15 protein-coding genes and 1 other RNA gene are annotated in these 14,257 nt (G+C 63.1%); 2 read left to right on the top strand and 14 right to left on the bottom strand.

Translation table 11 applies throughout. From position 1 onward, the window contains the following. Window positions 1–9 precede the first annotated feature (9 nt). Complete coding sequence (locus tag IEX33_RS19430) at window positions 10–144, top strand: hypothetical protein (RefSeq protein ID WP_268238372.1); 135 nt, start codon at window positions 10–12, stop codon at window positions 142–144. A 2-nt stretch (window positions 145–146) separates the two neighbouring features. Here the strand turns inward: IEX33_RS19430 and IEX33_RS03945 are convergent, their stop codons facing one another. The 6 genes from IEX33_RS03945 to ftsE all read right to left on the bottom strand — a co-directional run bounded on the left by IEX33_RS03945 (window position 147) and on the right by ftsE (window position 5,487). Further along, window positions 147–1,130 carry a S1C family serine protease gene (locus IEX33_RS03945; protein WP_188727807.1) on the bottom strand — a complete coding sequence of 328 codons (984 nt, stop codon included), beginning with the start codon at window positions 1,128–1,130 and terminating at the stop codon, window positions 147–149. A 191-nt stretch (window positions 1,131–1,321) separates the two neighbouring features. Then, window positions 1,322–1,690: a transfer-messenger RNA gene (ssrA, locus tag IEX33_RS03940) on the bottom strand. 73 nt (window positions 1,691–1,763) lie between these two features. Then, window positions 1,764–2,237, bottom strand: coding sequence for an SsrA-binding protein SmpB (gene smpB, locus IEX33_RS03935; protein ID WP_050054575.1), 474 nt, complete (start codon window positions 2,235–2,237; stop codon window positions 1,764–1,766). A gap of 84 nt (window positions 2,238–2,321) precedes the next feature. Beyond that, on the bottom strand, window positions 2,322–3,770 hold the full coding sequence (locus IEX33_RS03930) for a peptidoglycan DD-metalloendopeptidase family protein (protein ID WP_188727805.1): 1,449 nt from the start codon (window positions 3,768–3,770) through the stop codon (window positions 2,322–2,324). A gap of 26 nt (window positions 3,771–3,796) precedes the next feature. Then, a complete protein-coding gene (ftsX, locus tag IEX33_RS03925; protein WP_104184959.1) occupies window positions 3,797–4,711 on the bottom strand; it encodes a permease-like cell division protein FtsX in 915 nt (304 codons plus the stop codon). After that, window positions 4,708–5,487: a cell division ATP-binding protein FtsE gene (gene ftsE, locus IEX33_RS03920; RefSeq protein WP_188727803.1), complete on the bottom strand. Its 780-nt coding sequence runs from the start codon at window positions 5,485–5,487 to the stop codon at window positions 4,708–4,710. Before ftsE ends, ftsX begins: the two co-directional genes overlap by 4 nt. Window positions 5,488–5,874: 387 nt before the next feature. Between ftsE and IEX33_RS03915 the strand changes: the two genes are divergently transcribed. Then, complete coding sequence (locus IEX33_RS03915; RefSeq protein WP_188727801.1) at window positions 5,875–7,683, top strand: S8 family serine peptidase; 1,809 nt, start codon at window positions 5,875–5,877, stop codon at window positions 7,681–7,683. 5 nt (window positions 7,684–7,688) lie between these two features. On the opposite strand, the gene prfB is transcribed toward IEX33_RS03915, so the two are convergent. From prfB to IEX33_RS03875, 8 genes are all read right to left on the bottom strand, one after another. Then, the gene (gene prfB, locus IEX33_RS03910) at window positions 7,689–8,807 is read right to left on the bottom strand and encodes a peptide chain release factor 2 (protein ID WP_188727798.1); all 1,119 of its coding nucleotides are present in this window, start codon (window positions 8,805–8,807) and stop codon (window positions 7,689–7,691) included. 107 nt (window positions 8,808–8,914) lie between these two features. Beyond that, a complete protein-coding gene (locus IEX33_RS03905) occupies window positions 8,915–9,361 on the bottom strand; it encodes a pilus assembly protein TadG-related protein (RefSeq protein WP_229675214.1) in 447 nt (148 codons plus the stop codon). Beyond that, window positions 9,358–9,717 carry a hypothetical protein gene (locus tag IEX33_RS03900; RefSeq protein ID WP_308421952.1) on the bottom strand — a complete coding sequence of 120 codons (360 nt, stop codon included), beginning with the start codon at window positions 9,715–9,717 and terminating at the stop codon, window positions 9,358–9,360. Before IEX33_RS03900 ends, IEX33_RS03905 begins: the two co-directional genes overlap by 4 nt. 142 nt (window positions 9,718–9,859) lie before the next feature. Next, window positions 9,860–10,237, bottom strand: a complete 378-nt coding sequence (locus IEX33_RS03895) for a TadE/TadG family type IV pilus assembly protein (RefSeq protein ID WP_188728217.1) — start codon at window positions 10,235–10,237, stop codon at window positions 9,860–9,862. Between the two features lie 51 nt (window positions 10,238–10,288). Next, complete coding sequence (locus IEX33_RS03890) at window positions 10,289–10,537, bottom strand: hypothetical protein (RefSeq protein ID WP_188727795.1); 249 nt, start codon at window positions 10,535–10,537, stop codon at window positions 10,289–10,291. Between the two features lie 70 nt (window positions 10,538–10,607). After that, window positions 10,608–11,549, bottom strand: a complete 942-nt coding sequence (locus IEX33_RS03885) for a type II secretion system F family protein (protein ID WP_188727793.1) — start codon at window positions 11,547–11,549, stop codon at window positions 10,608–10,610. Then, entirely contained in the window at window positions 11,546–12,403 is an 858-nt protein-coding gene (locus tag IEX33_RS03880) for a type II secretion system F family protein (RefSeq protein WP_188727791.1), read from the bottom strand. The genes IEX33_RS03885 and IEX33_RS03880 overlap by 4 nt, the downstream gene beginning before the upstream one ends. After that, a complete protein-coding gene (locus IEX33_RS03875) occupies window positions 12,400–13,623 on the bottom strand; it encodes a CpaF family protein (RefSeq protein WP_188727789.1) in 1,224 nt (407 codons plus the stop codon). Before IEX33_RS03875 ends, IEX33_RS03880 begins: the two co-directional genes overlap by 4 nt. Between the last annotated feature and the right edge of the window lie 634 nt (window positions 13,624–14,257).

Genomic DNA, 14,257 nt, shown 5'->3' with positions numbered 1-14,257 from the left:
GAGCACGCCATGCCGGACAAAACACCGCACCAGAACCTGGCAAAGAAGCCGGTCAAGACCATCAAGGAAAAACGCGCCGAGAAGAAGTCCAAGCACCCTGAGGCTGACCAGGACGCGGTGGCGCATTTGAAGAAGCGCCGGTAGTCCTACTGCCCGTTTGCCTGCATTTCCTCGGGGACGGCAACGAGGTCCTCTTCCCTGCCGCGCCTCAGCACCCTGATCTGCAGTGGCTGTCCGATCGCATCGGCGAACAGCAGCTTCTGCAGGCTCTCGGCGTTGCTGACGGCGCGGCTTCCGGCGGTCAGGATGACGTCGCCGGCCTCCAGGCCCGCGCGGTCTGCGGGTGACCCGGCCAGCACCTCCACCACCCTGAGCCCGTCTCGCTGGCCCGTCCTGATCACTGCGCTGGCGTTCAGCCGGATCGGCGTGCTGACCACACCCAGGTATGCCCTTTTGACCCGCCCATCGTTCAGCAGGGCCGCGATGATGCGCCGTGTTGTTGTGTTGATGGGAACGGCGAGTCCCAGACCGGTGCCTGCCACGGCAGTGTTGATGCCCACGATCCTGCCATGCGCGTCCGCCAGCGCGCCGCCGGAGCTGCCTGGGTTGAGGGCCGCGTCGGTCTGGATGACGTCCTCGATCACCCTCCGGTTGCCACCGGCCCAGACCGGGATGGAACGGCCCAGGCCGCTGACCACTCCGGCCGTGACCGAGCCCGCCAGCCCGAGCGGATTCCCGACTGCGATCACCAGTTGTCCCACTCGCAAGGTCTCGGCGTCGCCGAAACGGGCGGGAGTGGCTTTCGGTGCTTTCCCGCGGACCACGGCAAGATCCGACAACGGATCCACCCCCACGAGTTCGAGATCAGTCCGGCTGCCGTCCGCGAACGCAGCATGGCCTTTGTCTGTGCCGGCCACGACGTGGGAATTCGTGAGGAGATAGCCGTCCCCGGTAAAGAGGACGGCCGAGCCTGCCCCCACACGAAACCGTCCGTTTCGGCGGGCGCTGGTCATTTCGATGGCCGCAACGTACGGCGTCACCATCTCAGCCACGCGCATGACCGTTCGGGAGTACGAGTCCAAGGCATCGTCGTCGTACTCCCCCGGAGTGGCGCCGGGCATCCGGTCCATGGGTACCTCCTGGCGGCTCCGACCGCCACCGGCGCTCGACCGGGACTGCAACGCCGGATCCTATAGGGGACAACCCAAGGACGGCCGCCGCTAGTCCCGGAACCGCTACGCCATCGGTGAACAGCTTTTAAGCAACGAAAGGCCCGGACGGGTTGTCCGGGCCTTTCGTTGTACCTTGCGGTATTTTCAAAATGTGGAGATGGGGGGAATTGAACCCCCGTCCGATGTCGTGTTGTCAGGGCTTCTCCGGGCGCAGTTTGCGTCGGATTTTCTCGGCCCCAGCCATGCTGCAAACAGCTGGCTGATCCGGGCCCAGTCATCTAAGAGTCCCGTTCACCCCGATGACGGGGGTGGACAGCAGTGGCTATCTAAATGACGCCAGGATCCGGGGCGATAGCAACCTCGGGCTGACGGACTGTCTTACTGCTTAGGCAGCAAGAGCGAAGTCAGTGCGCTTAGATTCGGCACTTATTGGTTTGCAGACAGCGTTTACGAGATAATTCTGCATCCTCGGCCCGCTTCACCTGTCGCGACTAACATCGTCGAAACCGATCATCCCCATATTCTTTTATCAAACCGGCAGGCTGGCCCACCGGACTATTCATCATAACGCACGCTCGCGCCAAAACATTCCTAGCGGCGCCGGTTGCGCTCCCGCATTTCACGCTGCGCCTCGCGGTTGTCCTGCTGCTCACGCAGGGTCTGCCGCTTGTCGTACTCGCGCTTGCCGCGGGCCACACCGATTTCCACCTTGGCGCGACCGTCCACAAAGTACAGCTGGAGCGGGACGATGGTGTAGCCCGATTCGCGCACCTTGTGGGAGATCTTGATGAGCTCCTCACGGTGCAGCAGGAGCTTGCGGCGCCGGCGGGCCGCGTGGTTGGTCCAGCTTCCCTGGTTGTACTCAGGGATGTGGATGGCTTCCATCCACAGCTCGTCGTTATAGAAGGTGCAGAAGCCGTCCACCATGGAGGCGTGGCCCTCGCGCAGGGATTTTACTTCGGTGCCCATGAGCGCGATTCCAGCCTCGTAGGTATCCAGCACGTGGTAGTCATGCCGGGCCTTGCGGTTGGTGGCCACCACTTTACGGCCACTTTCTTTAGGCAAGGGAAAGCTCCTCAGGTCAGTTCGGTTGTCCTCCGGGCCAACCGGCGCGGAGTCATACCAGTGTACGGCAGGGTGAAGACGGTGCTACAGCAGCCTCATCGGGTCCACCGGGCTGCCGTTCAGCCACGTTTCGAAGTGGGCGTGGCAGCCTGTGGAGTTGCCCGTGTTGCCGGAGTAGGCGATCAGCTGTCCCTGCGAAACCCGCTGGCCGTTGGAGACCACGATGCTGGCGTTGTGGTAGTAGATGGTGTTCAGGGTATTGCCCTCGATGAGGCCGTGGGAGATCTTCACCCGCCATCCGCCTCCGTCACCAGAGTTCCAGCCGGAGCTGAATACTTCCCCGGCTGCCGCCGCATAGACGGGTGTGCCGCAGGCCGCGCCGAAGTCCAGCCCGGTGTGCATGTAACCGCCCTGGCCGTAGAAGTCGATGGTGCCCGGCGGGGTGGCCCGCCATCCGAATCCGGACGTGATGGGAACGCTGCCGTCAAAGGGATGCCGGAGGCCAAATGCCGAGGGCGACCCCACCGGCGGCATGAACGACTGTGCCGGGGGCGCTGGCGGGGGCGGCTGGTTCCTGGCCGCGGCCTCGGCTGCGGCGGCTGCAGCCGCTGCTGCCGCAGCTGCTTCAGCCTTCCTGCGCTGCTCTGCTTCCCAGGCTTCCCGCAACCTGCGGTCGCGCTCCTGGATCTCGGCTGCCACCGCATTCTGGCTCGCCTGGACGCCGGCCAGTTGGGACTGGATGCCCGGCTTGGCAGCCTGCAGCTCCGCGTCCAGGCGGGTGGTGTCCGCGATCAGTTTATCGACCTGTTCCTTCTTCGCGGCCGCTTCATCGCGGGCGGCTTTTTCCCGCTCCAGGGCTGCATCCGCTTTGGCTTTCAAATCCTTGATTTCGGCCTCGACCGCCTGGAGGCGCGCTTCAGAGTTCACGTTGGTGGCGCTCTGCTGCGACAGTTTGTCCATGGCAGCGTTCTGGCTCCGCATGGCCTGGTCCGCCAGGTCCATGGTTTCGGTCAGGCTGCCGCCGTTATTGGACCCAAAGAAGAGGGACAGGTTGGAGGGTACGCCGCCGGACTTGTAGGCCTGCGTTGCTATCTGACCGATCAGCTTCTTGGTGTCGGCAATCTTCTGCTTGTCAGACTCGAGTTGCTGCGTGATTTTGGCCTTGTTCTGCTGTGCCATGTCCACGCGGGCGGAGAGCGCCTCGACCTCCTTGACGGCACCGGCCACACGGCCCTGCGCTTCAAGGAGCGCCTGCTGTGCCCCGGGAAGTTGGCCCTGGTAGATCACCAGGTCGCCGGCTGCCTTGGCGATGCGCGAATCGACGAATTCCAGGGACTGCTGGACGCGTGTGGCCTCGGCCTCAAGGGCTTTCTGCCGGTCCTCAAGCTCGTCCGCGAAGGCCGCCGGCGTTGAAGATGCCAGCCCTGCGGCGAGGACAACAGCCAGCACACCACTGAGCAAGCTGGTGCGGGGCGCCACACTGCGCGCGCCGTTTCGCCGGGAGCGGGAAGCGTTTTTGTCCGGTGCATTCATGGGCATTCCTCGATTTATTTGCATACCTAGACGCGAAGGTATCTGCGTAAGGTCAAGAGAGACGAAATTCCAGCCAAGGATGCACCAAGGATTAGCAGTGCAGGAATCAGGATCAGCGTTTGGCCGGAGGATATGAAGGCAGTGTCGGGATACTGCTGGGACATGAATTCTCCGAGGAAGAAGTGTGCCACGGCCCAGAGCGTTGCCGACGCCAGGGCGGCGCCGATCACCGCGGCGATGACGCCCTCGAGGATGAACGGCAGCTGGATCACTGTCTTGGACGCGCCCACCAGCCTCATGATCCCCGTTTCGCGGCGGCGGCTGAACGCCGAGAGCCTGATGGTGGTGGCGATCAGCAGGATTGCACAGACAATCATGACGCCCGCGATGCTGACTGCCACCAAGGAGGCGCCGTTCATCACCGAGAACAGGCGTTCGAGTAACTGGCGCTGGTCAATGACCGTCTCAACGCCGGGCTGGGAGGAAAAGGTCTCGCTGATGATCTGGTACTTTTCCGGATCCTTCATGTTGATCCGGAAGGACGCCGGCAGCTGGTCAGGGGTCACCGAGTCCACGATGGGCGAATTGGAGAACTGGTCCTTGAAGTGGTTGTATGCCTCCTCCTTGGACTCGAACTGGAAGTCGTTAACGTACTGCGCCACGGCGGGAGACTCGAGCAGGGTGTTGAGGCTGGCCTGCTGTTCGGCGGTGACCGGCCCGCTGGCGCAACCCGCCGCCGTCGAACCTTCACTGCACAGGAAGATGGCCACCTGGACTTTGTCGTACCAGTAGCCCTTCATCTGGTTGATCTGCATCTGCAGCATGCCCGCTGCGCCCACGAAGGTGAGCGAGACGAAGGTGACCAGGATGACCGAGACCACCATGGAGAGGTTGCGGCGGAGTCCGCTTCCAATCTCACCGAGGATAAACGCGAGCCTCATCGCTGCCCCTCGCCTTCGCCGGGAACCCCAGCTTCGGGGGTGTCCCGCCCGCTGGCGTCCTTGAGCCTGCGGGACTGGCCTACAACCGGAATCATCGAGGTGTAGAGCGCCCTTGCCTCGTCACGGATGACGACGCCGTTCTTGAGTTCCACCACGCGTTTACGCATTTCATTGACGATGTCGTCGTCGTGGGTTGCCATGACCACGGTGGTTCCGTTTTGGTTGATCTTGTCCAGGATGCCCATGATGCCCATTGAGGTGGTGGGGTCGAGGTTTCCGGTGGGCTCGTCGGCGAGCAGGATCCCTGGACGGTTGACGACGGCGCGGGCGATGGCCACCCGCTGCTGCTCACCGCCGGAGAGTTCGTGCGGCATGCGGTGTTCCTTGCCCTCGAGGCCGACGGTCTTCAGGACCTCGGGGACGGTGTCGCGGATGACGCTGCGGCTTTTTCCGATGACCTGCATGGCGAAGGCGACGTTTGCGAAGACGTTTTTCTGGGGCAGGAGCCGGAAGTCCTGGAAGACGACGCCAATTCCGCGGCGGAGCCGTGGCACGCGCCAGCTGGAGATTTTGGCGACGTTCTGGCCGGCAACATAAACGGCACCGGACGTGGCCCGGTCCTCCTTGAGGACAAGCCGGAGGAAGGTGGATTTGCCGGAGCCGGATGCGCCCACCAGGAAGGCGAATTCGCCGCGGTCAATCTCAAGGTTGACAGAGTCCAGCGCAGGCCGGGCTTTCTGGTCGTAGACCTTGGTGACATTTTCGAATCGGATCATGGCCCTAAGTACCCTGCAGGGCATGGCTGATTCTGATGCAGCCCAGTTCTGCAGCCGGTGCGCGGGTTTCGTGTGGGGGAAGTAGGGCCCCGGCCCCTCGACTATACGCAGGAGTTTCCGCGTATCACACCGGTTTCAGGGGGCGTGTCGCGGGATCCGTGTGCCTGGCCCCGCTGTTGGGCCTATTTTTCGGCGTTGCCGGCAAATGGCCGTCCTGTGGCTACACATGCGGAAATGCCGCCAAAACCACTTGCTTTTGCCAAGGTTCCACATATTCCCCACAGGATCCCCTGAGGTTCGCCTGGAAGGCAATGGACTCCCCATAAGCTCAGATTCGATGGCGGGTGGTCAATTCAGCATCCGCCTAAGTTCTATGAGGAATCAAACATGCATTTCGCTTTCCTTGGGCGCGGCGCCCTTGTTGTCCTCCTGATCTCAGTCGTCACGCTCATGGCAGCTCCAATGGCGGCGGCTGGGGAAATGGCGCAAGCTGCTGCACGCCCTGTGGCGGTGAACGAGCCCGGGCGATACCTGGTTGAGTTCGCACCGGGTGTGGATGTCCCGCGGGAAGTGCTCGCACTGGAGTCCCAGGGAATCGGTGTCAGCCGCAAGTTTGGGACAGCGTTACGCGGTGCAGCAATCAAGGCGACGGCGCGGCAAGTGGAGGCGTTGGCCCGCTCGGAAAGGGTCGCCGCCGTGGAGATCGATGCACGGGTGAGTATTTCCGAAACCCAGCAACCAGCTCCATGGGGGTTGGACAGGTTGGACCAGCAAAACCTTCCCCTGTCCGGCTCCTATACTACTTTCTCCTCAAGCCAGTCAGGTGTCAGAGCCTACGTTCTGGACACGGGGATCCTTGCATCCCACTCGGATTTCGGCGGGCGCGTGACTTCCGGTTGGACAGCACTGAATGACGGGCGGGGAACCACGGACTGCAACGGTCATGGCACGCATGTCGCTGCAACCGTCGGCGGGCAAATCCACGGGGTGGCCAAGTCTGCGATGCTCGTCCCAGTCCGGGTATTGGACTGCAACGGTTCGGGATACTACTCAGATGTCATAGCCGGGCTCGACTGGGTTGCCACCGACCACCGTGACGGGAGCCCTGCCGTAGTCAACCTCAGCATGGGCGGCCCGACCAGCAAAATGCTCGACGTCGCTGTCCAGAGTGTTATCAACGACGGCATCGCCGCAGTGGTGGCTGCCGGGAACTCCGCCATAGATGCCTGCAACAGCTCCCCTGCGCGGCTTCCCGCTGCCCTCAGTGTCGCGGCCAGCGATTCTTCGGACCGGCAGGCTTCCTTCTCAAACTACGGAAGCTGTGTGGATTTGTACGCCCCGGGCGTCGGAATCAGTTCCGCTTGGCACACGTCTACAACCGCCACCGCGTCGGCGAGCGGGACTTCAATGGCGGCACCCCACGTAGCTGGGGCCGCGGTGCTCCTGCTGGCCCGGGACCCCCTCCTGACGCCTGCCCAGGTATCCGAGACAATAGTCTCTGCAGCTGTGACAGGGGTCATTGCAAGGTCAGGAGCTAACACGCCAAACCGACTGCTGCATCTGCGGCCGGCAAAGGCCTCCGCGCCGTCTACAGCGTCCCCCTTCACAGACGTGGCCCCCGATCACGCTTTCTACAAGGAGATAACGTGGCTCGCTGGCAACGGGATCAGCAACGGCTGGACCGAACCCGATGGCACTAAGACCTACCGTCCAACACTCGCAGTGTCCCGCGAGGCCATGGCCGCCTTCATGTACCGGCTTGCAGGAAGTCCCGCCTACGTTCCATCAGCAACTTCCCCCTTCACCGACGTAGCCACTAATCACGCGTTCTACAAAGAGATAACATGGCTCGCTGCCAACGGGATCAGCAACGGCTGGACCGAACCCGATGGCACTAAAACCTACCGTCCAACCCTCGCAGTGTCCCGCGAGGCCATGGCCGCCTTCATGTACCGGCTCGCAGGAAGTCCCGCCTACGTTCCATCAGCAACTTCCCCCTTCACCGACGTAGCCACTAAGCACGCGTTCTACAAAGAGATAACATGGCTCGCTGCCAACGGGATCAGCAACGGCTGGACCGAACCCGATGGCACTAAGACCTACCGTCCAACCCTCGCAGTGTCCCGCGAGGCCATGGCCGCCTTCATGTACCGGCTTTCAGCCGCTCGCCTGATCGGCGACCAGCCACCGGCCTGAGCAATCTAGGACTTGGCGGCGTTGCGGTTATCCGTGCGCCACCGGATGCCGGCGTCGATAAAGTCGTCAATTTCGCCGTCGAACACGGCGGAGGTGTTGCCTACCTCGTGCTCCGTCCGCAGGTCCTTCACCATCTGGTAGGGGTTGAGGACGTAGGACCGCATCTGGTCACCCCAGGACGCCTTGACGTCGCCGGCCAGAGCCTTCTTTTCGGCGTCCTCCTCCTCCTTCTTAAGGAGCAGGAGCCTGGACTGCAGCACCCGCATGGCAGCGGCGCGGTTCTGCAGCTGCGATTTCTCGTTCTGCATGGAGACCACAGTACCGGTGGGGATGTGGGTGAGGCGGACGGCAGAGTCAGTGGTGTTGACTGACTGGCCGCCGGGGCCCGAGGAGCGGAATACATCGACGCGGATCTCGTTATCCGGGATTTCGATGGAGTCGGTCTGCTCGATCAGCGGGATGACCTCCACCGCGGCAAAGGAGGTCTGGCGCCGTCCCTGGTTGTCGAAGGGGCTGATCCTGACGAGCCGGTGGGTGCCCGCCTCGACGCTGAGGGTGCCGAAGGCGTAGGGCGCCTTTACCTCGAAAGTTGCGGACTTCAGGCCGGCTTCTTCGGCGTAGGACGTGTCCATGACCGTGGTGGGGTAGCCGTGGCGCTCCGCCCAGCGGAGGTACATGCGCATCAGCATCTCGGCGAAGTCGGCAGCGTCCACGCCTCCGGCCCCTGCACGGATGGAGACGACGGCTTCCCGCTCGTCATATTCTCCGGAGAGGAGGGTGACCACTTCGAGTTCCTTGAGGGCCTTCTTGATGGACTCGAGTTCGGCGGCCGCCTCCCCCATGGAATCGGCGTCGTCCTCGTCCTGTCCCAGCTCCACCAGGACTTCGAGGTCGTCGATCCGTGAGGCGAGCTTATTGAGGCGCTCGAGTTCGGACTGCTTGTGCGAAAGCTTTGACGTGATTTTCTGCGCCGCTGAGGGGTCGTCCCACAGGTCCGGCTCGCCTGCCCGCTCGCTCAGTTCGGCGATGTCTTCCTTGAGCGCGTCTACATCAGAGACCCGCTCAATGGAGTCGTAGGTGGCGCGAAGGGCGCGGATTTCAGCGGAAAAATCAATATTGGCCATGGTTGTTTAACCCTACGCTATCCGGCACAAGCTTCGGCATGGACTGGTTACTCTGCCGTGCGCCAGCCCGGCCGGTGCAGGCCGCAAGTATCCCTAACCCTTTCGGGTCAGCGCGTCGGGCGCGAGCGCGCCGTCGACGTCGCTTCGATCCTTATGCCGTCCGGCACCAGGAAGTTGACCACCGGAGGGTGGACAGCAGCTGTCAGCACGACGACGGCGGTGGAGCCGTCGGGGCTGCCCGTTGACCCCGCTACGGCGAGTCCGCTGAAACGTTGGGCAGCCGGGCTCCTTGAGACGAAGTCCGCCGCGACGTTCCTGACCCGGGCGGGGCTCAGTGTTGCTGAAGGACTTTCGCCCTGTGTGTCCACGTCCCCAAGGGTGTAGCTGTCTGCCGCCGCCAAGGAGGCACCGTCAGCGAGGGAAACCAGCCGTTTGTGTTCCAGGTACACAGAGGAAATGCCAATGACCACAGTGGTGACAAGCAGAGCCAAGGTCACGTACCCGAGGATCATCACCATCATCTGGCCGTCTTCGTTGTTTGTCCTGGCGGTCATCTGAATCTGCCCACCAGTTGCGTTGCGGAGGCCTCAACCTCGCTTGCGGCCAACCGGAAGTCATTGTTGAAGGGCACAAAAGGCAGGGGCACCGACAGGCTCACCGTGATGGTCACCGCGGCGCCCGGTGCTTGGCAGTCGGCGGGGTCGCATGTCGTTGAGATGCTTGCCTTATCAGGCTGGTGCCCGAAATCGGCAAGTGCGATAGACACCGCCTGTTCGGCGGCAGCCTGCGCCGTCGGTTCGTCAGGCTGGGCGACGTAGACCTTGGCTGCCTGGTCCGCTGCTCCCACCACGGCAAAAGAGCCGCCCTGGATTTGCCCCACGGTAATGACGAAGTACACCAGCGGCACCATAAGAAGGAGTCCAAGGAAGGTGAACTCGACTACGGCGCTCCCCCGCTCGTGTTCTTCCCTGTCTTCCTGTCCTTGAGCTGCTGAGAGTGGCCGCAGGCACAGAACTTGGACCATCCTGCGTTTCAGGAGTCGTGACCCCAGCCTATGGCTGCACTGCGGCATGCCCCTTCACCTCCAGCATGTCACGGGGGCCGATGAGCCCGATGACGGGCAGCGGCGCCCGCACTGTCACTTCCAAGGTGCGGAGGCCTTGAACAGTCACTTCGCTGGTGCTCACCTGTTCGGCAAATCCGGCAGTCAAAGCCGAGCCGATCAGGCTGCGGGTACGTTCCTCGGCGTCGGCTGCGCCCCGGTCCGCGAGGGTGCCGTACCTGGCGCCTGAGGCCGCGGCATCGATCAACGTGTTGCGAACGTGCAGGATCAAGGTCAGCTGGATAATGGCCAGGAAGAACATCGTGAGGAGTCCTCCCACCAGGACAAAATCCACCACTGCCGAGCCCTGCTCCCGCGTCGCGGCCAGGCTGCGGACTCCGTGGGCCGGACTTGACGGGTGGGAGGACCTCTGCACCGCTTAGCTTCCCACCGTATCCATCGCCTGGTTGAACATTGACTCCAGCGCAGGTCCGGCAAGGGCCAGCAGCGCCGCCACCAGCACAGCCGACATCAGGGTGATCATGACCCAGCCCGGGACGTCGCCCCTTTCCTTGTGGTCGCAGCCCTCACTATGGTCGCCGCGACGGTCTGACGCGCAAAGGGCCGTGCCCAGGGCGGCGTTCACGACGAAGAGCAGGGATGCCCAGCGATTTCCCATTAGTTTCATTTCCCGTCCTATTCCTGGTTCGGTTCTTCGGTGGTTCTGCATTCTTGCGGCCTCCAGTGGCGTCTTCTCTTCACAAGCCCAGGTTGATGGCCGCGAGGCCCGGGAAGACGGCGAACACCACTGTCAGCGGGAGCACGCCAAAAACAAGCGGCACCATCATGGCGATTTCTTTCTTGCCGGCGGCTTCCATCAGGTCGCGTTTGGCGGTATCCCGCACGTCCTGGGCCTGGGCACGCAGAACATCCGCTAGGGGCGTCCCTCTCTGGACAGCAACAATGATGCCGTCAACGAACCTCACCAGCGGGGCCAGGTCGGTCCGAGCCGAGAATTCCTGCAGTGCCTGCACGAGAGGCTTGCCCGCCCGGGTCTCCGCAAGAATGTCCGCGAACTCCTTGGTGAGCTCCCCCTTGGCGCTGCGGCAAACCCTGTCGAGGGCTCCGGTGGCGCTTTCCCCTGCGCTGACGGCGAGCGCCATCAGTTCAGCCAGGCTCGGAAACTCCGCCATCATCCTCGATTCGCGCCGCTTCACCTGCACACCGAGCCAATAGTCCCGCAGCATGAAGCCGCCCACAGTACTGCCCAGGACTGCCACAGCGGCGAGCAGGGGGTTGGACCTCCCGGCGGCGGCTCCCAGTGCAGTGACGCCAAGGGCGGCCACGAATCCGGCAGCGGCCCACAGTAGCTGCTCGGCCCGGAAGTCGATGGAGGTCTTGCTGATTCCTGCCTGCGCCAGCCGTCGTGCAGTCGCTCCCGGCGACGGATTCAGCCTCCCCAATGCCGCCATGCCGTCACGGAAGACCGGACGCAAAATCCTTTCAAGCGGGCCGAAAGGCGTCAGGTTGGCCTCCCCCAGGCTCAACAGCCGGGATTCAAGGTTTTGGGACTTCAACTGCGGCTCAATGCGTTCTGTCAGGGTAGTGGCGCGCATCAGCGGCGATCTGAAGATGATGAGCCACAGACCCGTCCCCAGGACAATCCCGCAGACGACGGCGGCAGGAGATATGTCGATCACCTGAGCACCCGCTCATCCTGGGGCAGGGCCCCAATCCTCAGCATGATGGAGTAGCAGACCAGCGAAACTACCAGGCCACCAAGCAGGACTGCTGCGCCCATGGCGGTGTTGTATGCCTGCACCGCCTCCGGTCTTGTTGCCAGCAGGAGCATAACGATCCACGGGGCAGCGACCGCAAGGCGTGCGGCGTTGACAGTCCAGGACTGCCTCGCCTCAAGCTCGCTCCGGGTGCGGGCGCTCTCGCGGAGGAACTCAGCCAACGTTCCGAGCAACTTTCCGAGGTCTGAACCGCCAACTTCGCGGGTCAGGCGGAGGGCTTCGACGATGCGGTCGGCAACCGGGTCCGCGAGCCGGCGTTTGAGCTTGTTGAGGGACGCATCGAACTGGCCCCCGGCGCGGTAGTCGGCACCGAACTCCCGGAATACGTGCCGGAGCTCTTCAGGACCCTTTTCCCCGAGCTGGATGAGGGCTTCCGGTAGCGGCAGGCCGGCCCGGATCGCAGAGCGGAGGTGGTCAACGACGTCGGGCCACAGTTGGCGCAACAATGCGCTTCTCTTTCTCGCCCTCCAGCGCAGGATGCTGATGGGAAGCCACGCTGCGAACAGTGCGAAACAGCCGGCGATAGGCCAGGATCGGCTGACGGCGTAAAACACCAATGCCACGAAAAGACCGAGCCCCGCGCACGTGCCGATGAGGCTGCCTGGGGATACCTTGTCGACGCCGGCGGAGGCGAGAAGGTCACCCAGGCGGCTCACCTTCCGCTCCTTGGGACCTTGTACAGGTGTCTCCCAAAAGGACCACCAGATGAGGAAGAGCCCCGTCCCCGTGGTAATCCCCAGCAAAGCCGCCGTCATCGCTGATCCAGCAGCGCCGCGACGTCGTACCCTGCCCGGCTGAATTTTTCTGCGGCCGGCATCGAGTTGGCCCGGGGCTGCAGGGCGCCGTCCGCCATCACGAAGACCGGGGACGACTCGATGATGCCATTCTCTACACGTCGGCCCAGTGAGAGGATTTCGGTTACCTCCCTGCGGCCGTTGGCGTGCCGGCTGCAATGAACCACTAAATCAATGCAGGATGCGACTGTGGGGACGACGAAGGCACTTGAGATGTTCTCGCCTGCGAGCAAGGGCAGGGTACAGATCTTGGTGACGGCGTCGTGGGCAGAATTTGCGTGCACGGTGCACATGCCGGGAAGCCCGCTGTTTAAGGCAATGAGCATATCCAGGCTCTCCGCTTCACGGACCTCCCCCACGACCAGGCGGTCCGGACGCATCCGGAGCGCTTCCTTAACGAGGCGGCGCAGCGGTATTTCGCCTTCGCCTTCAAGGTTTGGCTGGCGGCACTGAAGGCCGACGACGTCGCGCAGGGGAAACTGAAGTTCGAAAATCTCCTCCACGGTGATCACACGCTCCCGGCTGCCGATGCTGGCCGCCAGGCAGTTGAGCATGGTGGTCTTGCCGGCCTGGGTGGCGCCCGAGACCAGGATGTTGAGCCCGCTGGATACGGCTGCGCCAAGGAAGCGGGCTGACTGGGGCGTCAGCGTGCCCAGGCCGACGAGATGCTCGAGGCGGCTGGCCTTGACCACGAACTTCCGGATATTGACGGCCCAATGCCTGCGCGTCACGTCCGGGATGACCACGTGGAGCCTGGACCCGTCGGGAAGGGCAGCGTCCACGAACGGAGAGGACATGTCCAGCCGTCGGCCGGAGCTTTTCAGCATCCGCTCAACCAGATCGCGGACCTGCTGCTCACTGAGGCTCAGCGAAGTCAGCTCGGACTCACCGTTCCGGGCCACAAAAATTTCGTTGGGAGCGTTCAGCCAAATCTCTTCAATGGCTGGATCGTCCAGGAGGGGCTGCAGGACGCCGAACCCGGCGACGGCGTCGAAGAGGAATTTGCGGGCCGCATCCAAAGGACCAATCGGAGGAAGCGGACCCATCAGCGCCCGCTCGTCGTAATCCGTTACCGCCGCCTCCACCAGCCGGCGCACCTCACCGGCCTGATGGAGCGGATCAAGCCCTCGGCGACGGATCAGCTCGCGGACTTCATCTTCGACTATTCCCAGCGCGTCCATGTGTTCCCCAATACAACTGCCGCCCCCGGCGGAGGCAGTGCAACTGGGATAAAGACTAGGTACCAGACAGTAGCCTGCCAAGTCACAAGGATCGTCTGTGGATAACGCAGGATTGCCACAGGATCATCACATGCACCAGGAGCACCTCTGTTTTCACCAGCAACACGGTGCTATGGTGAGCGCGTTAAGTGTCAAATCCCTGTTCGGCTGATTCCTGGGGGAACCATCCGAAGCAGCAACCCAGATGAGGACTCGCAGGAGCTCCTCATTGTTTCCGGAGCCAAAATGAAGCGGAACCTGTCTCAGTCCCGTCGCCCCGTCATGAAGTCCCTCGGGATAGCCCTTCTGACTGCCTCCCTTGTGGCCGGCCCAGGTTTGGCGGGTATCGCGTCCGCCGCTGAGCCCGCTCCAACGCCGACAACGTCGTCACTGACGAGTGCTTCCTCGCCTGCTGTCGCCCCCTCTCCGACGACTCCCTCGGCACCGCCGTCCCCCGAAGAAACAGCCCCCGCGGATGCACCGTCTGTTGAGCCCAGTGCCGAGGCTACGCAGTCAATGGCGGAAGCGGTTGGCGTCGGCGGGGCCGAGATGGGGCAACGGTCCGCTCGCGTCACCGCGTCGGCTCCTTCCAATT

It is taken from the genome of Pseudarthrobacter scleromae (assembly GCF_014644515.1).
GTDB lineage: Bacteria > Actinomycetota > Actinomycetes > Actinomycetales > Micrococcaceae > Arthrobacter > Arthrobacter scleromae.
Note: the sequence above shows the minus strand (reverse complement) of the source record. Positions and strands in the feature narration are given on the sequence as shown.

Excerpts from the sequence above, each read along its gene's own strand:
- IEX33_RS03915 (WP_188727801.1), top strand. The coding sequence starts at position 5,875 with ATGCATTTCGCTTTCCTTGGGCGCGGCGCCCTTGTTGTCCTCCTGATC.
- IEX33_RS03945 (WP_188727807.1), bottom strand. The coding sequence starts at position 1,130 with ATGGACCGGATGCCCGGCGCCACTCCGGGGGAGTACGACGACGATGCC.
- prfB (WP_188727798.1), bottom strand. The coding sequence starts at position 8,807 with ATGGCCAATATTGATTTTTCCGCTGAAATCCGCGCCCTTCGCGCCACC.
- IEX33_RS03905 (WP_229675214.1), bottom strand. The coding sequence starts at position 9,361 with ATGACCGCCAGGACAAACAACGAAGACGGCCAGATGATGGTGATGATC.
- IEX33_RS03900 (WP_308421952.1), bottom strand. The coding sequence starts at position 9,717 with ATGGTGCCGCTGGTGTACTTCGTCATTACCGTGGGGCAAATCCAGGGC.
- IEX33_RS19430 (WP_268238372.1), top strand. The coding sequence starts at position 10 with ATGCCGGACAAAACACCGCACCAGAACCTGGCAAAGAAGCCGGTCAAG.
- IEX33_RS03875 (WP_188727789.1), bottom strand. The coding sequence starts at position 13,623 with ATGGACGCGCTGGGAATAGTCGAAGATGAAGTCCGCGAGCTGATCCGT.
- IEX33_RS03890 (WP_188727795.1), bottom strand. The coding sequence starts at position 10,537 with ATGAAACTAATGGGAAATCGCTGGGCATCCCTGCTCTTCGTCGTGAAC.
- ftsE (WP_188727803.1), bottom strand. The coding sequence starts at position 5,487 with ATGATCCGATTCGAAAATGTCACCAAGGTCTACGACCAGAAAGCCCGG.
- ftsX (WP_104184959.1), bottom strand. The coding sequence starts at position 4,711 with ATGAGGCTCGCGTTTATCCTCGGTGAGATTGGAAGCGGACTCCGCCGC.
- IEX33_RS03880 (WP_188727791.1), bottom strand. The coding sequence starts at position 12,403 with ATGACGGCGGCTTTGCTGGGGATTACCACGGGGACGGGGCTCTTCCTC.
- IEX33_RS03930 (WP_188727805.1), bottom strand. The coding sequence starts at position 3,770 with ATGAATGCACCGGACAAAAACGCTTCCCGCTCCCGGCGAAACGGCGCG.